Origin of the sequence: Pontixanthobacter luteolus (assembly GCF_947494915.1) — a bacterium.
Taxonomy (GTDB): Bacteria; Pseudomonadota; Alphaproteobacteria; order Sphingomonadales; family Sphingomonadaceae; genus Pontixanthobacter; species Pontixanthobacter luteolus.
This window is the reverse complement of the sequence record NZ_CANLWR010000001.1, coordinates 668018-690703: the sequence shown is the minus strand read 5'-3', so window position 1 is coordinate 690703 and position 22686 is coordinate 668018. Positions and strand designations below refer to the sequence as shown.

The 22686-nt window shown below is 59.3% G+C and carries 19 protein-coding genes; 7 read left to right on the top strand and 12 right to left on the bottom strand.

The window, feature by feature from the left end; genetic code table 11:
• The first annotated feature begins 91 nt into the window (after positions 1 to 91).
• The 6 genes from PO778_RS03320 (at position 92) to PO778_RS03295 (ending at position 4965) form a co-directional block, all read left to right on the top strand.
• Positions 92 to 814 (top strand): SDR family NAD(P)-dependent oxidoreductase, encoded by a 723-nt coding sequence (locus PO778_RS03320; RefSeq protein WP_271438595.1) that lies wholly within the window; start codon positions 92 to 94, stop codon positions 812 to 814.
• Positions 804 to 1730 carry a subclass B3 metallo-beta-lactamase gene (bla, locus tag PO778_RS03315; protein WP_271438594.1) on the top strand — a complete coding sequence of 309 codons (927 nt, stop codon included), beginning with the start codon at positions 804 to 806 and terminating at the stop codon, positions 1728 to 1730. The genes PO778_RS03320 and bla overlap by 11 nt, the downstream gene beginning before the upstream one ends.
• The gene (locus PO778_RS03310) at positions 1687 to 2631 is read left to right on the top strand and encodes a 50S ribosomal protein L11 methyltransferase (RefSeq protein ID WP_271438593.1); all 945 of its coding nucleotides are present in this window, start codon (positions 1687 to 1689) and stop codon (positions 2629 to 2631) included. The genes bla and PO778_RS03310 overlap by 44 nt, the downstream gene beginning before the upstream one ends.
• A complete protein-coding gene (locus PO778_RS03305; RefSeq protein WP_271438592.1) occupies positions 2604 to 3299 on the top strand; it encodes a DUF2459 domain-containing protein in 696 nt (231 codons plus the stop codon). The genes PO778_RS03310 and PO778_RS03305 overlap by 28 nt, the downstream gene beginning before the upstream one ends.
• 79 nt (positions 3300 to 3378) lie before the next feature.
• Positions 3379 to 4200, top strand: coding sequence for a sterol desaturase family protein (locus tag PO778_RS03300; RefSeq protein WP_271438591.1), 822 nt, complete (start codon positions 3379 to 3381; stop codon positions 4198 to 4200).
• 93 nt (positions 4201 to 4293) lie between these two features.
• Entirely contained in the window at positions 4294 to 4965 is a 672-nt protein-coding gene (locus PO778_RS03295) for an SDR family oxidoreductase (protein ID WP_160729667.1), read from the top strand.
• Positions 4966 to 4999: 34 nt separating this feature from the next.
• On the opposite strand, the gene PO778_RS03290 is transcribed toward PO778_RS03295, so the two are convergent.
• From PO778_RS03290 to PO778_RS03260, 7 genes are all read right to left on the bottom strand, one after another.
• The gene (locus PO778_RS03290) at positions 5000 to 5488 is read right to left on the bottom strand and encodes a CinA family protein (RefSeq protein WP_271438590.1); all 489 of its coding nucleotides are present in this window, start codon (positions 5486 to 5488) and stop codon (positions 5000 to 5002) included.
• 245 nt (positions 5489 to 5733) lie between these two features.
• Positions 5734 to 6264, bottom strand: a complete 531-nt coding sequence (locus PO778_RS03285) for a DUF7010 family protein (RefSeq protein ID WP_271438589.1) — start codon at positions 6262 to 6264, stop codon at positions 5734 to 5736.
• Positions 6265 to 6289: 25 nt separating this feature from the next.
• Positions 6290 to 8347 (bottom strand): NAD-dependent DNA ligase LigA, encoded by a 2058-nt coding sequence (gene ligA, locus PO778_RS03280; RefSeq protein ID WP_271438588.1) that lies wholly within the window; start codon positions 8345 to 8347, stop codon positions 6290 to 6292.
• Entirely contained in the window at positions 8348 to 10012 is a 1665-nt protein-coding gene (recN, locus tag PO778_RS03275; protein WP_271438587.1) for a DNA repair protein RecN, read from the bottom strand.
• A gap of 158 nt (positions 10013 to 10170) precedes the next feature.
• Positions 10171 to 11295: a S8 family serine peptidase gene (locus PO778_RS03270; protein WP_271438586.1), complete on the bottom strand. Its 1125-nt coding sequence runs from the start codon at positions 11293 to 11295 to the stop codon at positions 10171 to 10173.
• Between the two features lie 273 nt (positions 11296 to 11568).
• Positions 11569 to 13071, bottom strand: coding sequence for a type II secretion system protein GspD (locus PO778_RS03265; protein ID WP_271438585.1), 1503 nt, complete (start codon positions 13069 to 13071; stop codon positions 11569 to 11571).
• Positions 13072 to 13369: 298 nt separating this feature from the next.
• On the bottom strand, positions 13370 to 14182 hold the full coding sequence (locus PO778_RS03260) for an outer membrane protein assembly factor BamD (RefSeq protein WP_271438584.1): 813 nt from the start codon (positions 14180 to 14182) through the stop codon (positions 13370 to 13372).
• A 131-nt stretch (positions 14183 to 14313) separates the two neighbouring features.
• On the opposite strand from PO778_RS03260, the gene PO778_RS03255 reads away from it, so the two are divergent.
• Positions 14314 to 15273 (top strand): hypothetical protein, encoded by a 960-nt coding sequence (locus tag PO778_RS03255; protein ID WP_271438583.1) that lies wholly within the window; start codon positions 14314 to 14316, stop codon positions 15271 to 15273.
• Positions 15274 to 15283: 10 nt separating this feature from the next.
• Here PO778_RS03255 and PO778_RS03250 read toward each other — a convergent pair whose 3' ends face one another.
• The 5 genes from PO778_RS03250 to PO778_RS03230 all read right to left on the bottom strand — a co-directional run bounded on the left by PO778_RS03250 (position 15284) and on the right by PO778_RS03230 (position 22660).
• A complete protein-coding gene (locus tag PO778_RS03250; RefSeq protein ID WP_271438582.1) occupies positions 15284 to 16540 on the bottom strand; it encodes an HNH endonuclease in 1257 nt (418 codons plus the stop codon).
• Positions 16537 to 17508: a DNA cytosine methyltransferase gene (locus PO778_RS03245; protein WP_271438581.1), complete on the bottom strand. Its 972-nt coding sequence runs from the start codon at positions 17506 to 17508 to the stop codon at positions 16537 to 16539. The genes PO778_RS03250 and PO778_RS03245 overlap by 4 nt, the downstream gene beginning before the upstream one ends.
• A complete protein-coding gene (locus tag PO778_RS03240; protein WP_271438580.1) occupies positions 17505 to 18452 on the bottom strand; it encodes a DNA cytosine methyltransferase in 948 nt (315 codons plus the stop codon). The genes PO778_RS03245 and PO778_RS03240 overlap by 4 nt, the downstream gene beginning before the upstream one ends.
• 96 nt (positions 18453 to 18548) lie before the next feature.
• Positions 18549 to 20366 (bottom strand): translation elongation factor 4, encoded by a 1818-nt coding sequence (lepA, locus tag PO778_RS03235; RefSeq protein ID WP_271438579.1) that lies wholly within the window; start codon positions 20364 to 20366, stop codon positions 18549 to 18551.
• Positions 20367 to 20452: 86 nt separating this feature from the next.
• Positions 20453 to 22660, bottom strand: a complete 2208-nt coding sequence (locus PO778_RS03230; RefSeq protein WP_271438578.1) for a putative bifunctional diguanylate cyclase/phosphodiesterase — start codon at positions 22658 to 22660, stop codon at positions 20453 to 20455.
• Positions 22661 to 22686: the final 26 nt, after the last annotated feature.

The window sequence follows — 22686 nt, the reverse complement described above, 5'->3', positions numbered from 1 at the left end:
CGCGACGTGAGCCCATCCCCTTAGCGCAATGTGTGCATGAAACAAGGCAGACAGCGTGGACTTCCCTTGCAAATTTTCGGATAGGGTTTGCATGACGCACATCTTACTTACCGGATCGAGCCGCGGCATCGGCGCGGCGATCCGCAGCCAGCTTGAAGCAAGACCCTCTGCAGAATCGATCAACGTTGTCGGCCACGCCAGCAAGGCATCGGGTTCCGGCACCATCGGCGCGGACTTTGCCCAGCCGCCTGCACCGCAGATATTGTGGCAGGAAGCGCTGGAAAAATCCGGCGGCACCATCGATGTGCTGATCAACAATGCCGGACTATTCAAGGGATGCCCGCTCGATTGTTCGGATATCGAATGGCTCGACGCGTGGGAGGAAACACTGCGCATCAATTTGACTGCATCCGCGCAGCTTTCGCGCTTTGCCGTGCGCCACTGGCAGGAACGCGGCGTTCCGGGCCGGATCGTGCACATCGCCAGCCGCGCTGGCCACCGCGGCGACAGCCCGACACACTGGCATTACGCAGCTGCCAAGGGCGGAATGCTGGCGATGCACAAGACCATCGCACGCGCCTATGCCAAGGACCGGATTTGCAGCTTTGCCATCACGCCCGGATTTACCGACACCGCGATGGCCGGCGACTATCTGGAGAGCCGCGGCGGCCCCGGCCTGCTCGCAGACATACCCCTAGGCCGTGTGGCGCAGCCTGACGAAATCGCCAATATCGCGGTTTATTGTGCGCTCGACGCACCGGAAAGCATGACCGGGACCACAATCGATGCCAATGGTGCCAGCTATGTACGCTAAACTCGCCTCGCTCGCTCTTCTGGCAGGAACATCCCTGCTCGCCTCATGCGCTAACGCATCGGCGATCAACTCTCCTGCCCTGACGGAGATTCCCGCTGACCAGGCCGCCTGGGCGGCTGAATGCGAACGGTGGGACAATTGGGACAAGCCCGCCCCACCGTTTCAGATTCACGGCGGAACCTATTATGTGGGTACCTGCGGGATCTCGGCGATCCTGATCACGGGTGACGAGGGCCACATTCTGATCGACAGCGGAACAGAGGCGGGCGCAGATCTCATCGCGGCGAATATCCGTTCGCTCGGCATCGATCCGGCAGCAATCGATATTCTGCTGCACAGCCACGAACATTTCGACCATGTCGGCGGCCATGCGACAATACAGGCACTGACCAATGCGCGCGTCGTAACCTCGCTGGAAGCGGCAGAGGTGCTCGGCAGCGGCATCATTTCGGAGGATGACCCGCAATACGGCACTCACGAGCCGATGACCCCGGTCGCAGCCAACACTCTGGTTCTGGACGGCGAGGTCATCACGCTGGGCAGCCTTGAACTGACCGCAATCGAAACGCCGGGCCACAGCCCCGGCGCGCTCAGCTGGGCATGGCGATCATGCGAGGGGAGCGATTGCCGGTCGATCGTCTATGCCGACAGCCTGTCCCCCGTCAGCCGCGAGGGTTACAAATTTAGCGACCACGCAGCCTATCTTGGCAATTACCGGCAAGCGCTGGGCCGTGTCGCCGCGCTCGATTGCGAGATTCTGCTGACCCCGCATCCATCCGCAAGTGACATGGTGCGCAAGATCGAAAGCGGCAAAGGGCTTGTCGATCCGTCAGCTTGCCAGCGCTATGCCGACAGCATCAATACGCGCCTCGATGAACGGCTGGACAGCGAAATGGGCGCACCAAATGGCGGATAGCTGGAAGGTCACCGCGTACGGCAAGAAGCCGCTGATCCAGGGCGCTTTGCTGGCGCATGACGACGCGCTCGACTGGGACCCCGAAGTGGTTCTATCCGGATGCGAAATCGCAGACGATCAACCCGACGACTGGATGCTCGAGGCGTGGTATCCGCGCAGGCCCGGCGCCGCCGACAAACAGGCGATCAAGGCGTTGTTCGCCGGTCAGGCCCCCGCACTTTCGGTCGAGAAACTGGACGATCAGGACTGGCTGACGCTTAGTCAGGAGGGGGTCGAACCGATCACCGCCGGCCGGTTCCACGTCCACACCCCCGATCACCCGCCCAGCGAAGACGGGGACCTGACCAGTTTCGTGATCCCCGCCAGCCAGGCTTTCGGCACCGGACAGCATGAAACGACCGCCGGATGTCTCGCGATGCTTACCTTGATGAAAAGCAGCGGCGTAACCGCGCGCAATGTGGCGGACATCGGCACCGGCACCGGACTGCTGGCCTTTGCCGCGCTCGATCTGTGGCCCCGCGCCCACGCGACCGCCAGCGATATCGATCCGGTCTGCACCGGTGTGGTGGAAAGCAATGCGGAAGCGAACGGTTTTGTCATGGGGCACCGCGCGGGCGAATTGACCATGATCATAGCCGACGGGATGGAGCATCCGCTGCTGCAGGCGCGCGGCCCATACGATGTACTGATCGCGAACATTCTGGCCGGGCCGCTGGTGGAACTTGCCCCCGGCTTTGCAGCCAGCGTGCCTGCTGGCGGGCATATCCTGCTGGCCGGATTGCTGACCGAACAGGAACAAACCGTGCGGCGGGCTTACAGGCGCGCAGGCTTCCGCCTCGCCAAGCGGCTGGTAAACGGGGATTGGTCAATATTGTGGCTGCGCAAGCGGACAACCGGCTGAAAACGGCCCTAGGCATAGCGCGCAACTCCGCCGCCTGGCTTGCGCTGGTGGCCGGGCTGTTCATGGCCAGCGCCTGGATCGGCAGTTCCGTCCCCCGCAACGCCGATTGGCAAGAGGCCGATGACGGGGTGACAATCCTGATCGAGACCAACGGTGTCCACACCGCAATCGTGATGCCGGCGATCACCGATCAGAAGAACTGGCGCACCCATTTCCCGACCAGCGATCTGAAATTCGATCTGGCCGGTTACACCCACGTCTCTGCTAGTTGGGGAGAGCGCGAGGTTTTCCTAAACACGCCCACATGGGCCGACATAACGCCGTCCACGGTCATCGGCGCGGCAACCGGCGGTGATGGTTTGCTGCATATCGCCCATTATGTGCGCCCCGCCCCTGCATCCAACATTCGCCCGCTGACCATCAGCCGCGCGCAATATGCGCGCCTTGTCGGCGCGGTGGAGAAGAACGTCCTGCCTGTTGCCGAGCGCGGGCGATATCCCGGTTATGGCGGGCAGGACGTGTTCTATGATGCACCGGGCACCTATCACATCGGCAACACCTGCAATCAGTGGGTCAGCGACACTCTGGCGCAGGCCGGCATCAGGACCGGTTGGTGGACACCCTTTGCCGCCGGGGTGATGAAATGGGTTCCGCCGCTGGAACGATGAACGTCGCCGCAACTGCCAGACCGGCGTTCTTCATTGAGTTTTCAGGATTAACCGCGCAGGATGCCTGCAGGAGCAATCAATGAACGCGGCGCAGCAGACACTTCTAAGCAAAATCGGCGAGCACATGATGCACGCGATGTATTTCGACCTGTCGCGGTACCTGATCGCGGCGGGCGTGCTCACCGCGATCCTGTGGGCAGGCGGGCGTTGGCTGGAAGTCCGCCGTATCCAGAACCGCCGGGCGAAACGGCAGGATTACACGCGCGAGTTCTTCTCCTCCATCCGCACGGTGTTCTTCTTCGGAGTGACCACAATCAGCACGCTGGTTATGCGCGAATACGGGCTGGTCAACTTCACGATCCAGGAATTCTCGATTCTCACCCTGGCTTGGCAGACCGCGGTGATGGTGATCGCGCATGATGCGTATTTCTATTGGATGCACCGCGGCCTGCATCACCGTAAGCTGTTCAAGGCGACCCACCTGCATCATCACAAATCGCGCACCCCCACGCCGTGGGCAGCCTACAGTTTCAGCACTTGGGAGGCGATTACGGAGGCTGCCTTCGTGCCCCTGTTCCTGCTCGCAACCAGCTTGCTGGGCATCACCTATGTCGGTTTCGCGATCTTCCTGTTCCTGTGGCACATGATCATCCGCAACGTGATTGGCCATGCGGGCATCGAGATTTATCCGCGCGGCTGGGTCGATAACCGCGTCACTCAGTGGTGGAACACGACCACGCATCACGACCTCCACCATTCCAGCGGCAATTACAATTTCGGGCTGTATTTCACATGGTGGGACCGTTGGATGGGAACCGAGCATCCGCGCTACAGGCAAGAATTCCGCAAGGTCACCAGCCGCCAGGGCGAAACGGTTACGGGCGAAGCCGCCGTAAACTAGGTTCCCCCGCGCCTTCGCAGCACAGGATCAGGAACCGCAGCCGCCCGCAGGGTTTGATGATGTAACCGATCACATCAAACCAGCGAGCTTTTCATGACCAAGACACTTCTCATCACCGGCGCATCCACCGGCATCGGCGCCGCCACCGCACGCGCCGCTGCCAAAGCAGGCTGGAACGTCGCCCTGCTCGCCCGTTCGAAAGACAAGCTTGACCAGCTGGCGGATGAAATCGGCGATTGCGCGCTGGCTGTCGAATGCGATGTGACAGACCGGGCTGCGGTGAAAGACGCAGTGGACCAGACCGTTGCAAAATTCGGCGGCCTCGATGCCGTGTTTGCCAATGCTGGCACCGGGGTAAACACACCCGGCGTGGAAAAGGGCGATCCCGACGAATGGCACGACATGATCCACCTGAACATTCTCGCGGTGCTTTATACGGCTCACGCATCCTTGCCTGAACTGCGCAAGACCAAGGGACATTTCGTCGTCACTGGCTCCAAGGCGGGCCGCGAACATTTCAAAGGCTCGATCTACAGCGCGACCAAATGGTTCGTGCACGGATTTGCCGGTAATCTGGCAGAGGAAATGCGCGAATTCGGCGGGCGCTGCACGGTGATTTCGCCGGGAATGGTCAACACGCCGTTCTTCGACGAACCAAAGCCGGAAAAACTCCAGCCCGAAGATGTCGCAAACGCGGTGATGTTCGCGGTCGAGCAGCCAGAAACCTCGGCCATTCGCGAGATTCACCTGATGCCCAACGACTGAGGCGGGTCCTTCAACCCGCCCGGCAGTCAGCCGTTCAGCCAGCCAGTGCTTTCTCGAGCGCAGCCAATGCGGCGCGGGTGAAATCCTCCATATTGGCAATCCGGTCGTTGCTGCCGGTCTCGGATACTGACACGAATTCTGCATCCGGGCTGACGATGGCGACACAGCTGCGCCCGGCGGGGGCGCCAGTCGGGTGTGTGCTGCCCCCTACCGAACCGCTTTCGGCGATGCCCCAATCGGCCCCGAAATTGTCGCGAATGGACCGCGCCTGTAGCAATGCGTATTCCTCGCTCGCGCCGCGCATCCCCTGATAGGCTTCGCGCGGCTGGGCAAACAGCACGTCCCGCGCGCGGAAGGAATAGACCACCCCGCCCCCGACAAAGAAATCCAGCGCACCCGGCACGGTTAGCAGCGAGGCCGCAATCAGCCCGCCTGTCGCCCCGTCGGCCACAGCGATCTTCTCCCCGCGTTCGCGTAGCAAGCCAGCAATTCGGAGCGCCTGCGGATGTGTTTCGGTAAGCACTAGCTGTTCAGCCCTTTCATCCCGGATTGCCAAGGATCGAACCTTCGGCAAGTTCTGCGTGACCATAGATCCCAAGTCTGGCTTTAAACAGGGGATCATTGGAACTTGCATTCCAAATCCGCCCGCCCCCAATACTTTCCAGCCGGTCGTCGCCAGATGCTCTTACGCTTGAGCTATTGCCGGCACGGCATTTGCAGCGGTTTTCGGACGCGAGATCAGCGATCAGCTGTTTCGCGCCCTCCGCCTCATCGAAGATTGCGCCATGTCAGGAACACGCCGAACAGCACTTCGATAATCGCGACCGTCAATGTCACTCCGCCGGGAAGCGGTACGAAGCTGTAAATCCCTGCAAAGCCTGCGACCGTGACAAGCGCAGCAAGCAGCCAGAACAGCTTGTCTCCATAGGCGGTTCTAAACGCAAAATAGTGCGTCCCGACCATGATCGCCGACAGCGGCATGACCAGCGCCGGGTCATATTTCAGAAACAGCCACGCCGCGAACAGACCGGCGATCATCGCGATGGTCGATTCCATCACCAGTGGCCCGCCCGGATTGCCTGCCAATTCCTTCGCGCGCTTCAGAAACACGCGGTTCACAAGCAGCGCCGCAGGATAGATCAGCATCCCGCCAAAAAAGAGCACTCCAAATCCGGTCGCGATCCCGGCGCGCGTTTCAGCAAGCCAGGCCGCCGTCCAGATCAGGCCCGAGATGATTACACCCGGTCCGCCGCCCGTATAGGCGCGGCTCAGATCGCTCTGTGCTTCTGAGATCTGCATGTATTCCCCCTTGCGACAATATCCGTCAGCCTGCGGCCTTTACGATTTCGGCCCAGCCTGCTTCGTCAATCGTTTCAATCCCGAGATCCTGCGCTTTTTTCAGCTTGCTGCCCGCGCCGGGTCCGGCAACCAGCAGATCGGTCTTGGCACTGACAGAACCGGAAGCTTTCGCCCCCAAGCGTTCGGCCTGTGCCTTGGCCTCGTCCCGGCTCATGGTTTCCAGCTTGCCGGTGAACACCACGGTTTTGCCGGCCACCGGGCTGTCCAGCGTTTCAACTTCGTAACGCGGCGGGCTGACTTCGCTCAGCAGGTCTTCCCAAACCGCAACGTTATGCGGTTCATGGAAAAAATCGCCCAATGCCTCGACCACCGCGCCGCCGATCCCGTCTATACTGGTCAGCAGGCTGGCGGCTTCTTCGTCACCGGCGCGGGCTTTCTGCGCGGCATCGCGGATTGCGGGCAATTCGTGGAAATATTTCAGCAAATCGCGTGCGGTCACCGCGCCTACGTGCCGAATGCCGAGGCCGAACAACAGCCGCGCAGCATCGGGCTGGCGGCGGTTTTTCACCGATGCCAACAGTTTCTCCACAGACTTGTCCTGCCACCCCTCAAGCGCGAGAATCTCTTCCTTGCGCTGGTGCAGGCGGAATATATCTGCCGGACTTTCCAGCCAGCCAAGCGCAAAGAACTGGTCGATGGTTTTCTCGCCCAGCCCGTCGATATCCAGCGCCGCTCGGCTGACGAAATGCTTCAGCCGCTCGGTCCGCTGTGCCGGGCAGATCAGCCCGCCGGTGCAGCGCACATCGACCTCGCCCTCCTCCGCCACGGCTTCGCTGCCGCATTCTGGGCAATGGTCGGGAAAGACATAGGGTTCGCGCTGTTCATCGCGGGTCAGGTTCTCGACCACTTGGGGGATAACATCGCCGGCGCGCTGGACCTTGATCCGGTCACCGGGCCGAACGCCCAGTCGCTCGATCTCGTCCTTGTTGTGCAGCGTTACGTTGGTCACCGTGACCCCGCCGACCAGCACCGGCGCGAGGCGGCCGACCGGGGTCAGCTTCCCTGTCCGGCCAACCTGGATGTCGATGGTTTCGAGCGTGGTTTCGGCCTGTTCGGCAGGAAATTTGCGGGCAATGGCCCACCTCGGAAACTTGGTCACAAAACCAAGCCTTTGCTGCCAGTCGAGCCGGTCGACCTTGTAGACAACTCCGTCGATTTCATAAGGCAGGTCAGCGCGCGCCGCCGCAATCGCAGCGTAGGCGGCGAACATCTGGTCGAGAGTTTCGCAGCGCTGGAACAGCGGTGAAACCGGCACGCCCCACTTGGCCAGCTGCTCCACCACATCGACCTGCGTCGCGCCCGGCACTTGCGACACATCGCCCCAGCCATGCGCCCAGAATTTCAGCGGGCGTTTCGCCGTGACGCTGGCATCTTTCTGGCGCAGCGAACCGGCAGCTGCGTTGCGCGGATTGGCGAACAATTTCCCCCCGGCTGCCTCCTGCGCCGCATTCAGTGCAGCAAAATCGGCGCGCGCCATGTAAACCTCGCCGCGAATTTCGAATACGTCAGGCGCGTCGGCAGGCAATTGCTGCGGTATGTCGGAGATATGCGCAACGTTGGGCGTCACATCTTCGCCAACCTGCCCGTCCCCGCGGGTCGCCGCGCGCACCAACTTGCGGTTTTCGTAGCGCAGCGAGCAGGATAGCCCGTCGATCTTGTCCTCCGCTGTGAAGGCGATCGCCGCGTCCTCTGGCAATGCAAGAAACCGCCGGACACGGGCGACAAACTCCGCCACTTCCTCGTCCGCGAATGCATTGTCGAGGCTCATCATGCGAACTTCGTGGCGGACCTTGCTAAGCGGTGATGCTGCGATCTGGTGCCCGACCTTCTGCGAGGGACTGTCGGGCCGCACAAGATGCGGAAACTGCGCCTCCAGTTCGGCATTTCGGCGCACCAGCGCATCATATTCCGCATCGGAAATTTCCGGCGCATCCTTGGCATGATACAGTTCGTCATGCCGCGCAATTTGTCTGGCCAGACGCATGAGTTCATTGGCGGCTTCGGCTTCGGTGATGTCCGGCATTTACACCCCTTCCAAAAGCCTGTCTGCCTGCGCCCGTGCTTCATCGGTCACCTCGGTACCCGACAGCATTCGCGCGATTTCTTCCTTGCGCTGACCCGCATCCAGCAAGCCGACCGAGGTCCGGGTAACGGTGCCCTCGGATGACTTCGCAATCATGTAATGTTCACCGCCCCGGGCGGCCACTTGCGGGCTGTGCGTTACGGCGAGCAATTGCCCACCGGACGCCAGCCGTGCCAGCCGGTCGCCAATAGCGCTGGCCACCGCGCCGCCGACCCCGCGGTCGATCTCGTCAAAGATCACTGTCGCCGCGCCGCCTTTTTCCGCCAGCGCGACTTTCAGCGCCAGGATAAAGCGGGACAGCTCGCCGCCCGATGCAATCTTGCCCAGCGGGGCGAAATCGGCACCCGGATTGGTCGCGATCAGGAATTCCACCCCGTCCATCCCGCTCGCGCCCCAGCGTTCTTCCGGCAATTGTTCAACCGAAGTTTTAAACCGTGCGGCATCCAGTTTCAGCGGCGCCAGTTCTGCAGCAACCGCCTTGTCCAGCCTGGCCGCAGCTTTAACCCGCGCTTCGTGCAATGCGCCTGCCTTTTCGCGGTAGGCATCGCCCGCTGCGCCAGCCGCTTTTTCAAGCGCGCCAATGCCAGCCTCCCCGCCTTCGATGGCGTCAAGCTGGGCGCGCATTTCACGCGCCAGTTCGGGCAGCGTGTCGACGTCGCAGCGATGCTTGCGCGCTGCCGCCCGCAGTTCGAACAACCGTGTTTCCGCATCATCAAGAGCGGCTGGATCGTGGATCAGCTGGTAACCGGCTTCGGTCAGCTTTTCCTCTGCCTCCCCCGCCTCGATCACCGCACGATCGAGCGAGGCCAGCGCATCGGACAACAGCGGATGTTCTTCCGCAATCCGGTCCAGCTTGCGTGCGGCACTGCGCAGCGAGGCAAGCGGCGAGTTGGACCCGTCCCAAACCTTGCGCAAATCTTCCAGTTCGCCCTGCAGCCGCTCGCCCTTCTGCATGTCGGCACGCAATCCGGCCAGGCGCGCTTCCTCGCCCACTTCGGGCTGCAGTTCGGTCAGTTCGGCGAGATGCGCGATCAGCAGATCCTGATCTTCTTTTGCCTGGACGATCGAAGCCTTGGCTTCTTCCAGCGCAGACATCGCCTGTCGCCATTCGCCCCATGCTGCCGCGACAGCGCCGGTGTTTGCCCCGGCATATCGATCGAGCAGCATCCGGTGCCCGCGTGGGTTTACGAGGCCGCGATCATCATGTTGACCATGCAGTTCGACCAACGCGCCCGCCATTTCGCGCAGCAGTGCCACGCCAACCGGCTGGTCGTTTACGAATGCCTTGGAACCACCATCGGCCTTGACCCGGCGGCGCAGTATCAGCGGTTCGCCCGGTTCGATCTCTACCTCGGCATCGTCCAGCACCTGCGATATCGATTTGGGTACCGCTGCAAATTCGAACGTGGCCGTTACGCTGGCCTGTTCTTCGCCGGCACGAACAAGACCGCTATCGGCACGGTTGCCGAGCACGAGGCCAAGAGCATCTAGCAGGATCGACTTGCCAGCCCCGGTTTCACCGGTCAGCACACCAAGACCGCCCGCAAATTGCAGGTCCAGCGCCTCGATCAGCACGATGTTACGAATGGAAAGCTGGGTCAGCATAGACCCTGCAAGCTGTAGCCGAATGAAAACCGCGCGTCACGATGCCAAGGACGGTTTGCAAACAATCTTTTCGCCCGGTCAGACTAGCTGCCTGACATAAGAAAGGGGCGGCCCGCTTTCGCATGGACCGCCCCGATCAATTCAGCTTTTCGGCTAACTTAGTTTACGACACCGATCGTGTCGGCATTGCCGTCTGGATCGCCGTTCACGCGGCCACCGTTACCAACCGCGCCCTGCAGCAAGATGCCTGCGAGATGCGGGGTGGCCATCGAGGTGCCGGAGATGGTGTTGTAACCACTACCGGTCCAGGTCGATTTGATCGACGAGCCCGGCTCAGCAAAATCAACCGGCGGGTTGCCGAAGTTGGAGAAGCTGGACCAGTTATCGCCAATCGCAAAGGACGAAACGGTAAACACGTTCGGGCCATTTGCACGGGCTGGCGAATGGTTGTTTGCGTGGTCGCTTTCGTTACCGGCAGCCAGTGCGAAACGCACACCGCCAGCTGCTGCGTTGACGACTGCCGTATCCAGCGCATCGCTGACACCGCCGCCAAGGCTCATATTGGCAACATCGCCCGGACGGCCATACTGCGCGACATAATCGATCCCGGCGATGACGCCTGAGAACGAACCCGAACCGCGGCGGTCAAGCACGCGAACCGAGACAACCGGTGCACCCGGCGCAACACCGATCACGCCGATATTGTTGTCAATCGCAGCAATGGTGCCGGCAACATGGGTTCCATGACCGTTCTGGTCATTCGCATCGCCCCGGCTGAGGAAGCTGGCCGAACGAGCCAGATCGACGTTCAAATCGGGATGATCGAGCTGAATGCCGCTGTCGATTACCCATGCGGTTGCAAAGTTACCTGCGCCGCCGCCGTTAACGCGGGCGATACCCCACGGAGTTTCCTGCGCCGGCTGACTACCGCCGCCGCCGCCGCCCGGCTTGCCCTTCTGGCCGCGGAACTGGATCGCCGTGGCGACCTGGTCCTGCTCGCAATAGGCAATGTTGGCGTTGTTGCGCTGCATGTTGGCAACCGCCTGCGGCGCGGCATTGACCGCGAAGCCGCGCAGGGCGACGCTGTAGACATGCTTGAGCTGGGCCTGTTCGGCCTGTGCCGAACGTTGCGCTTCTGCACGGGCGTTGCCGCGAGATACCTTGCCATTGAATACGCAGATATAGCTGTTGGCGATCTTGTCGCCCGCCTTCTGAGCCTGCGCCGGCGTAGCCATCGCAACTAGCGGCAACGCCGCGACCACGGCGAGAGTTTTGAAGTTCATTATTGTACCCTCCAGTACGTTTTCAGTCCCTACAACCGCCCGCGACCCGGAACGGCTGAAGTCAGTGAACGTATCGAAGAATATTTCCCTGTCGAGTGTAAATTACGCTTAATTCCAAATTAATTTGGAAAACCGTGAATAATCAATCGAGGCAATAGTTTACGGACAAGTAACGATGCCAGTATATCGGCAAATGCCAAGCAAGGCTAAACTTCACCAGAGGCGGATCAATCGGAAATATTGTATTTTTCAGGAGGGCAGCGACTTACTGCTTCAATATCCGGCCGTCTCTGGCTCCAATTCCTGTTCAACTGAATCGCCCGTTGACCTTTGATCTTCGAAACGCCGGTGGCGCACAATCCGCGGGGTTATGACGATATAGAGTTCGGTCTTCGTGCTGGTCGAACGTTCGTTCCGGAACAGATTTCCCACCAGCGGTATATCCCCCAGCAGAGGAACCTTCGATTTGGTGGTCAGGACGTTTTCCTGCGTCAGCCCGCCGATGACGAAAGTTTCCCCGTCGCGTACCGAAGCGCTCGTCTCTGCCTCGCGCTGGCTGATGGTGGGATAGCCTTGCGAGAAGCCGGTCACACTGGAAACGACGCCGTAAATCTTGGACGTGATGTAACCGTCGCTGCTGACCCGCGGCGCGATCTGCAGGGTCACGCCGACATTAACATACTGCACCTGCTGCGAAACGCCGTTGACGCCCGAAAGCTGGATGGATGTCAGGATGGGCAGCGCGTCTCCGGTGATGATCTTTGCCGTCGAACCGCTTTGTGCGGCGATGCGCGGACGGGAAACAATGCGCCCCTCTCCCTTCTGGATCTGCGCATAAATCGCAGCCTGGAGCACGCCCGAAGGCAGCACATCGTTCGGATCGATGCCAAACGGGAGGAATGATCCAGTCGTCAGCGTGCCAACGCCGATCTGGCCGTTCTGATTGTTCAGATCGAGCCCCAGATTGCGCGCCCCGGTTTCGGTCAGTTCGACAAATTGTGTTTCCAGAATCACGCTGTCTACGGGCACGTCGATAAGCTCGATCTGACGTTTCACCCGGTCGATCCTGTCCGGCGTGCCGGTTATCCAGATCGCGTTCAGCCGGCGGTCGACCGCCAGGCCGTTGCCGAAATTCTTCCCCAAGGGAACGCTTTCACGCTCTGCCTGCTGCGGGGCACCGATATAGCTTGTTTGCTGGTTGGCGGCAGGCGATCCAAAGCCCGGCTCGCGCCGGATGAAGACATCGTTGGGCGAAATCTCAACACCCTCGGCCAGCAGCCCGACCACTTCGGAAACATCCGCATATTTCAGGAACACCAGCTCATAGGCATCGCCCGGCTGATAGGCATCGATCGGTCCGCGGCTGAGTTCCTGCTGCGGAACGACATCCTCGCCGGCAGAACCGATCGGCCGGCTGCCGAGCACTTCTTCCTCGGAAACCCGGTCGACGCTGACCTGAATAGAGTTTGCGCCCATACGTTCTGCCCGGATCGTGGAAGGCAATGCAGTGCTGAACCGTAATACGAGGCTGCTTCCCTGCGTCTCGAACTGGAGCGATCGCACCAGCCCGCGATAGGTCTGGCGCGAGGCAATTCGGCCGGTCTTGAGCGTGGTCGCCATGACCAGCTCCGGGCGATTGGGGTCGCGGTCGACGGTGGCGACGCGCGGTTCGGCGGGCGAAAAGCGCAGGATGAATTTGGCGGAGCCTTCGTCCTGCGTAACCAGCCGCAGTTCTTCGAGGACCGATGGCACCACTTGTGCAGATGCGCCTGGCACAAAAATTGCCGCACCAAGCACAAACGCAAGCGCGGCGGCACAAATCAGGCCAAAGAGCGATTCTCGAATTTTATAGTTCAATGCGACCCCAGCGTCATAAGAATGCAGACGCGTCCTCTGGGGTCGTGTTTATCGGGCCAAGGGGCAAATGCAAGCGCGCGGGCAGCGCCTGTCGATAACCGGGGGCAACCTGCCGCAAATGCGGGCCGTTACCGGCCTGCGCGCGCCGACCTGAGCCAAGCGAGCAGGCGCCTTTCGCGGCGCCTGCAATGCAATAAAAACGGGCGTGTGCGGCTATTTAGCCGGCGGTTGCGCCAGGGGCCTCGTCCTGCACAAGGTCATAGGCCTTGTCGTACCATTCGCTGCCCGGATAGTTTGCACCGAGAACAGCGGCATATTTCACCGCTTCCTGAGGGATGCCCAGCGCGAGGCTGCTTTCTGTCAGACGGTAGAGCGCTTCGGGTGCGTGGCTGGTGGTCTGGAAATTGTCGACCACGTTCTGGAACCGGATTTGCGCCGCGAGCCAGCGGCCCGAACGCTGGTAATACCGCCCGATTTCCATTTCCTTGCCCGCGAGGTGGTCGTTCACCAGGTCAAGCTTGAGGCGCGCATCGGCGGCGTATTCGCTCTGCGGGAAACGGCGGTTCACTTCGGTCAGCGCGACACGCGCCTGCTCGGTGATTTTCTGGTCGCGCTGCACATCGCTGATCTGCTCGTAATAGCTGAGAGCGATTAGGTAATAGGCATAGGGCGCATCCTTGTTACCCGGATGGATCGACAGGAAACGCTGCGCGCTTGCCACTGCCTTGTTGTAATCGCGGGCCGAGTAATAGGAGAACGCGCTCATCAGCTGCGCGCGGCGGGCCCACGGCGAATAAGGGTGCTGACGCTCCACCTCGTCAAACAGGGCCGCGGCGAGTTTGGTGTTGCCGCTTTCCAGCCGCCGCTTCGCCTCGGAATACAGCGATTCCACATCGCGCGCGACATAGGCTGTATCGGTGCCGTCGTCCCCGCCGCCGCCAAACGCCGCACACCCGCTGAGCAGGGTGGAACCGGCAACCATGGCTGCAGTGAGGGTCAACTTGAGCGAGCGGCGCGATGTCGTAATCATGCGCTGCCTATAGCCACTGGCTTTCTGAACGCCAAGTGAAGTCTGGGCCGCCCGCGCGCAAAGACGTGGAAATCAGCCCGCCTGCACAAACCGCTGTCCTACACACTGCGCGCCGTGCTTTGCCCCCGCGCATGACGCGCCGCACCGATCCCCGCACCTCCCGCACATCGCCCCTCGCCCTTCACAATGCCGGCCAGCTGCCCGATTTCACCCCCGTCCCGCGCCAGGGCAACCGGCATGACGGCTGGACCGAACAGCGCCAGCGCGCCTTTATCGAGGCGCTGGCCGACACCGGCAGCGTCCACGCCGCGTGCAAGGCGGTGGATATGAGCCAGCCCGGCGCATATTATCTGCGCCGCCAGCCGGGCGCCGAAAGCTTCCGCGCCGCATGGCAGGCCGCGCTGGATCTGGGCGTGCAGCGGATAGAGGACACCGCGATGGACCGCGCACTGAACGGGGTGGAGGTGCCGGTCTATTCCTATGGCAAGCTGGTCGGCACCCGCCGCGTGGTGAACGACCGGCTGCTGATGTTCATGCTGAGGAACCGCGCGCCTGAACGGTTCGCGGAAGGCAGCGCCAAATCGCTGAACGCGGTCGGCAAGATGGAACTGAAGCGGCTGAAAAAACAGTGGCGGCAGGAATGGCGCAAGGAATGGGAGGCTGAGCAGCACGCAGGCCAGAATGCGGATCAGGCACCCGCCAGCCCGCAGCACAGGATGGAGGCCGCCCAACGCGCCCGCCAGATCATCGATGCCAAGCTGGAAGAACTGCGCCAGAGCATAGAGGCCCGCCGCGCCGCCGAATGGAAAACCCTGTCGCCCGAAACCCGCGAAACCTACCGCCGATACGAGGAACTGCGCGCCCGCGACCTGAAACGCGGGGTTCAGATGCCCGCCCACCTCGCCAGCGAAGCGGATATCGCCGCAGAACAAGCCGAGATCGAACGCGCCGTGCAATTGCGCAAAAGAGGCGGCAGACCGGAGGAAACCCCCACCCTACCCCCGCCCGGCTGGGGCAAACGCAAGGCGTTGGAGGTGCCCGCAGAGGAAAACCCGCGCTGGCGGTCGATCAAGGATGATGGGTGGGAGTGAGTTTGGGCTTCTACAAATACTTCACTCGCCACTCGATATTTTCCAAGCCGACATTCTTAGGGAAATTGATATTTTGCGGCAAATCCCGGTAGCTTAGTGCTTCGGCAATTTGCTCATTGAGTTTGACCGCACCATCAGGAGCGATGCGTATTTTACCATTATCGAAAAGCCTATGAATATCCACCCGCATACATAGCCCATTGCCTACGGCATCAGTGCCACCATGCCCCACCGGGATAATGTGAGCGGCTTCGATTACATCGGATGTTGATTCTTGTGTCAGAACACACCGATTTTCAGCAGCTCGCAACACGTCTTTTCTAAAACGGCTTTGATTGGGGCGTCGGATAAGACTGGTCGCCACACGCCGCCGTTCAATAATAATTGGAATTTCGGAATCCCTAGAAGTGTCCACTTCGTCGTCGGTGCGTTGGCTATCTTCGAGGAACGAGACTTGTTCATCGGGAGCTATTGCCAGAGCAAAGACCGCATCGAGCATGAAGCGCTGTTCATAGCGGCTTGCGTTTTCATCTGCCTGGCAAATGCCGAAGTTTTCGAGGAAAAGCAGAAATTCCCTTGCCAATCTTTTGTCATTTGCCTCTGGCGCACAATCGGGGAAATCGGAAATGTCGAGCTGCCCAATGCGATACAACGCTACCGCTTCCGTGATCTTATCGGGAGATGCTTTAGCTCCCGCCAAAGGGATGACTATTTCGATAAGCTCGTTCGGCGTGAGATATGCTTGTGAAAGCCCCGAAGAACGCCCCAGCTTGTCCATGATGGATAATATCAGCTCAAACGGCTTTATCCGCAGGCCCGCTTCTCTCCACTTCGCTATTTCTGCGTCGGAATAGGTTTGTGGGTTGGGTAGCACAGTGTTCCGAACCATGAGTGCTGCAAACTCATCACTCGTGACTTGGCCACTTGCCACTCTGCGACCAAGCGGTGTTAACTCTACAACTCCGCGAAGTGGCTTCAACAACCCTGTGCCGGTCCAATACTGACCAGAATTTCTGAAGAGGTTACGGCGTTCATCCCGAGCTAAAGTAATTCTCTGTCCACGGTCGTTTATTAGAAAGCGGTCAAGCTGGACTTCCAGCATTTGAAGCTCCTGACATACTTCATTGGAACTCTTAGCGGCACCTTCGTGACGCGACAACGCACGCAAAACTCCAAGAAAAACAGGAACCTGCAGTAAATTTTCAGTAGGAGCAAAACTCAACCACTTCCATGCATAGGTATCAAAGGGTTTCGCAGGGGCGGTCATTCAGCGGCCTCGAACTCGCACTCGGCTAAAGCTTCATTGGCCGCCAGCATTTTGCCGATGGCTAGCCCCAATTTAGGGGGAACGGCGTTCGCTATCTGCCGATAGGCAGAAGTTTTTGTTCCCTTAAACACAAAGTCATCGGGGAAAGATTGAACCGCTGCCAACTCCCTCGCGGACATACGCCGATGATTATTGGGGTGGTGCAATACGACTACTCCGCCCTTTTCGTCGCCACGACCTGTAACCGTTGGAGCGGGTAAGTTGGGGTCAATTCTGCGATGTCCTAAATGACCATTAAAGCGCAGCTTATACTTCGAGTATTCATGGTTCGGAATGTGCGGGGCATTTTCAGGCTCAGGAATGTGCGCTAACGCTTCACCAACTGTCAGCCATTTTTTTAGACCAGCTTGCTTCTCTTTTGCGTCAGGAGACTGGTGTGTAGCCTTAGGAGGAAAACTAACGCCGTTGTCGTCTAAGTCTTCTCGAATCCCTAGCATCACAAAACGCATCCGCTTCTGGGGTGCGCCGTAGTCGGCGGAGTTTAGAACTTTCCAGCAGGTGCGATATCCCACCTCGGTGAAGTCTTTTATGATATTTTCGAGAACCGCCCCTTTACCTAGTGACACTAGACCCTTGACGTTTTCCGCAACGAAGAATCGCGGTCGCTTTTCGGACACGACCCGCACCATTTCTCGATAAAGGCGGTTACGGCTATCGCCGACCGTTCTTCCCCAATTCGCGACCGAGAAGCCTTGGCATGGGAAGCCGCCGACCACGACATCGGCATCGGGGATTTCGCTAGACGGAATATCGGATATATCGCGAATATCAACATGATCTCCGATATTGAGTTTATAGGTCTCGACAGCATCAATAAAAATATCATTCGCCCAGACAATTTCATGTCCAGCCTGAATGAGGCCAAGGTCGAGACCTCCTGCCCCACTAAAAAGTGAAATTATTTTCATAATGCCAGCCTATCGCTAATCTTATACTCGTTCAAAACATCGCCCAAGTGCTTGCCAAAAAGCACTGGAACGGCATTGCCTACCTGTCGGTAGCAAGAGTTCATTCGTCCAACAAATTCAAAATCCTCAGGGAAGGTTTGGATGATAGCCTGTTCGCGTATCGACATACGCCGATGGTTGTTGGGGTGCTGGATAGCGCACACCCCTCCCTTCCCGTTCCCCCGTGCTAAAATGGTAGGAGAAGGCTTTGTTGCATCTGTGGTGCGGTGTCCTGTGAAATTACGATTAGTAACCTTATACTTCGAATATTCATGGTTAGGAATTTCTGGCGCAGCTTCGGGTTCGGGCAAATGTGCCAATGCTTCTCCGATACTCACCCAAGGCAGTTGATTGCCGACAGGTTTTTTCGAATGTGTTGGCTCTGGGTATTTATAATCGAACGACAGTGGCAAATCGTTTCGCGTTCCTGCAATGATGACGCGATTTCTGGTTTGCGGCACACCATAGTTGGCCGTACTGAATAATCGCTTTTGGACACGGTAGCCTGCAGCCGCGAAATCGCTTTCGATTTTCTCAATTGCTTTACCCCCAGCAAGGCTCAGAATACCGCGCACATTTTCGGCAAGAAACCACATTGGTCGCTTGTCCTTGATGATGCGGAAGAATTCTAAGTAAAGCCGATTACGCTCATCCTCTTCAAAGCGGAGCATATTGGCTTGTGAGAAGCCTTGGCATGGGAAGCCGCCGACCACGACATCGGCATCGGGGATTTCGCTAGACGGAATATTCTCAATCGAACCATGGACGATGTGGTCGCCAATATTCTTCCGATATGTTTTGACACAATCTTCGTCGAAATCGTTAGCCCATACGATCTCATGCCCTGCTTGGATTAACCCCAAATCGAGACCGCCAGCGCCGCTGAAAAGTGAGACAATTCGCATATCAACCCTCAGGTTTGTTCTGATAATGTTCTACTTCAAAGCGTTCAACACTCAACCGAATAAAACAGATTTTCCACTATTTTGGATGAGTTTGTCCTACTCTTCCCCCATCCGCAGCGCAGCAATAAACGCCTCCTGCGGAATACTCACATTGCCGTATTCGCGCATCTTGGCCTTGCCCTTCTTCTGTTTCTCCAGAAGTTTCTTTTTGCGCGAGATATCGCCGCCGTAACATTTGGCGGTCACGTCCTTGCGCATGGCGCTGATCGTTTCGCGGGCGATTACCTTGCCGCCGATGGCCGCCTGGATCGGGATTTTGAACAAATGGCGCGGGATCAGGTCTTTCAGGCGTTCGCACATTCCGCGTCCGCGTGCCTCGGCCACATTGCGGTGGACGATCATCGATAGCGCGTCGACCGGTTCGTTGTTCACCAGGATGTTCATTTTCACCAGATCGCCTTCGCGCAGGCCGATCTGTTCGTAATCGAAGCTGGCATAGCCGCGGCTGATGGATTTCAGGCGGTCATAGAAATCGAACACCACTTCGTTCAGCGGCAATTCGTATGTCACCTGCGCGCGGCCACCGACATAGGTCAGGTCGGTTTGCACGCCGCGCCGGTCCTGGCACAGTTTCAGGATTGCGCCGAGATGTTCGTCGGGCGTGTAGATGGTCGCCTTGATCCACGGTTCCTCGATGCTCTCGATCCGGCTGGGATCGGGATAATCGGCGGGGTTGTGCAGCTCTATCGTGCGGGCATCGTCGTTCTTCGATTTGTTCAGCTGGATGCGGTACACGACGCTGGGCGCGGTGGTGATCAGGTCCAGATCGTATTCGCGGCTGAGGCGTTCCTGGATAATCTCCAGATGCAGCAGGCCGAGGAAGCCGCAGCGGAAGCCGAAGCCGAGCGCGGCGCTGCTTTCCATTTCAAACGTGAAGCTGGCATCGTTCAGCCGCAGCTTGCCGATGGATTCGCGCAGTTTTTCGAAATCGGCGGCGTCGACCGGGAACAGGCCGCAGAACACCACGCTCTGCACTTCCTTGTACCCCTTCAGCGGCTGGGTCGCCCCGCCCTTCACCGTGGTGATGGTGTCGCCCACGCGGGCCTGTTCGACTTCCTTGATCTGCGCGGTGATGAAACCGATTTCGCCGGGGCCGAGTTCGGGCAATTGTTCGATCTTCGGGCGCATGCAGCCGACGCGGTCGATCAGGTGCTCTGTCCCGCCCTGCATGAATTTGACCTGCTGGCCTTTCTTCACAACCCCGTCGATCACGCGGATCAGGATGACGACGCCGAGATACGGATCGTACCAGCTGTCGACCAGGCTGGCCTTGAGCGGGGCGTCGCGGTCACCCTTGGGCGGGGGGATCTTCTTGACCACCTGTTCCAGGATATCCTCGATCCCGATGCCCGATTTTGCGCTGGCAAGCACCGCTTCGGACGCGTCGAGGCCGATGACATCCTCGATTTCCTTGCGGACCATTTCGGGTTCGGCGGCGGGCAGGTCGATCTTGTTGATGACGGGCACGATTTCGTGGTCATGCTCGATCGACTGGTAGACATTGGCCAGCGTCTGCGCCTCGACCCCTTGTGCGGCGTCGACGATCAGCAGCGCGCCTTCGCACGCGGCCAGGCTGCGCGAAACCTCGTATGCGAAATCGACGTGGCCGGGCGTGTCCATCAGATTGAGCTGATAGGTCTCGCCATCCTTCGCGGTGTAGTGCAGGCGCACGGTCTGGGCCTTGATGGTGATGCCGCGCTCCTTCTCGATGTCCATGTTATCAAGCACTTGCTCGGACATCTCGCGGTCGGTCAACCCGCCGGTGAACTGGATCAACCGGTCGGCCAGCGTCGACTTGCCATGGTCGATATGGGCAATGATGGAAAAATTGCGGATTTTGGAAAGTTCAGTCATCGCCCGCGCAAATAGCGACGAAGCAAAGCAATGTCAGCTTTATTGCGTGCTCGTCCGCGCTTTTTGGTAGCGGATGAGCAAAAGCGTCAGCTTCCGTAGCTGGCTTTCGACAAATCGATCTGCATGAAAGCCGGTATAGACGGTGTCCCATCGGCATGCTGGTTCTTGATCAAAGGGTAGTTTCCAGCTGGCAGCGCGGCCAAGGGCATACCCGCAGCGGCCAAGGCGTAAGGGGAGACACGGTGACGCGTGCACAATCCGTCTGCCCCGTCGCTTACCAACGCCATTTCAAATTCCAGACCCTGCGATGCGCCGTTCGATCTGCGCACGGTGCAAACTGCCAATTGCCCCCCGCCAAGATCAAGCACCAATTTGGTGCCCGTTGGCACGTCGAGCAGCCCTTCGATCATGGCACCGGTTTTCGACAAATTTCGAAGAACGGCATCGTAGCGGTGATCCTCATGGATCACGCCAATCTTGCGAAATACCGTTTTTCGATCTGCACGGTGCCGTGCCGGGCCGACCGGTTCGAATTCCAGCGATCCCGAGCCGAGTCTTTCCAACACGTCGCTTTGCGGCATTGCCTTGGCAAAAATGTAACCCTGGATCGTATCTGCACCGCGTGCTGTGACGAGTTCCAGCTCGTCCATCGCCTCCACGCCTTCTGCGACTGTCTCCATGTTGAGAGCGCCGGCAAGGCTGACGATGGCGGTGATGATTGCAGAATTGTTATTGCCCTGTTCGGTTGCGCCCCGGACAAAGCTCTGGTCGATCTTGATCTTGTCGAAAGGCGCGTCACGAAGGTAGCCGAGCGAGGAATATCCGGTACCAAAATCGTCAAGTGCCAGCCGCACGCCCAGTTCCTTGAGCTGGGCGAACATCCGCTTCGTCGCATACGGGTCCGACATGAAGACGCTCTCGGTAATTTCGAGTTCCAACCTCTTCGGATCAAGGCCCGACTGGCTCAACGCACGCTCTACAATCGACGGAAAGTCTTCATCGGAAAATTGGACGGCCGACACGTTGACTGCAACAGTAATGCCATCCGGCCATTGCGCTGCATCCATGCATGCGCGCTTCAGTGCCCACTCCCCGATTTCGGCAATAATGCTGGTTTCTTCTGCAATCGGAATGAATTGTGCCGGGCTGATCCAGCCGCGATCCGGGTGGTGCCAGCGCATCAGCGCCTCGAAACCCTTCGCCTGACGGGTGCTCGCCTTGACCAGCGCCTGATAATGCAGTTGCAACTGCTCGTGTTGCAAGGCGTCACGCAAATCTTCCTCGATCTGTTTTCGCGCCCTCGCCCCGTCTTTCAGATCGCTAGAGTAAAAGCGGAATTGCCCGCGTCCGCCGCCCTTGGCAGCATAGAGCGCCAGGTCTGCGCTGCTCACCAGTTCCTCAGAGGCAAGCCCGTCATACGGGGCGATGGCGATGCCCAGCGACGTGCCGATAATCGCTCTTGTACCGTCGATTGAGTAAGGCTGAGAGATCATCTGGATAATCCGCTGGCCTAAATCACCGAGCTTGCCGCGATCATCCATATCCGGAAGCATGATCTGGAATTCATCGCCGCCCAGACGCGCAATCTCACCCTTGTCCTTGATGATTGTCTGAAGCCGCTGTGCGACCTGTTTCAGCAATTCATCGCCGGCCGGGTGGCCAAGTGTGTCATTCACCTGCTTGAACCTGTCGAGGTCGAGCATCATCAGCGCGCAGCTGCGTTTGGCGGACTGGTAAGCGGTCAACGTCGTGCTGAGGCGCTTTTCCATCGTATGGCGATTGGCAAGGCCCGTAAGCGTATCAAATTTCGCAAGCCGCGATGCGTCTCTGTCTCGTTCGCGGTCGGCGGTTATATCCTTCGCGCCGCCGCGATATCCGAGAAACTCGCCGCCACTGCCGAACTGGGGTTTCCCCGAAATCGCCCACCAGGTTTCTCGCCCGCTATCCACCAACAGGCAAACCGAGAGGTCAGCAAATGACTGGCGCGCGCTGATGAGGAACGGCAACGGCCTTTCGACCTTATCCTGATCGTCTATTTTGCCCGACACGAACATGCTGGAAAGCTGCGTTCCGATAATCTCCGAACTCTCTTTTCCGAGAGTCCGTGCCGCGCTCTCGGACAGATATACCAAGCGGCCGCGCGGATCGGTCGCCCAGAACCATCCGAGGCCCAGCTCTTCAAAATTGTCCAGCAGCGCAAGTCGCTGCGCGGCGTCGGCCCTGCCCATGGGCATCAGGCCATGCCCGCTGCCAGCACCCACGCTGAACCGGCCGAGGAACCCGTTCTTACCCATGGCGACTGCCTTGCAGATGCAATAGC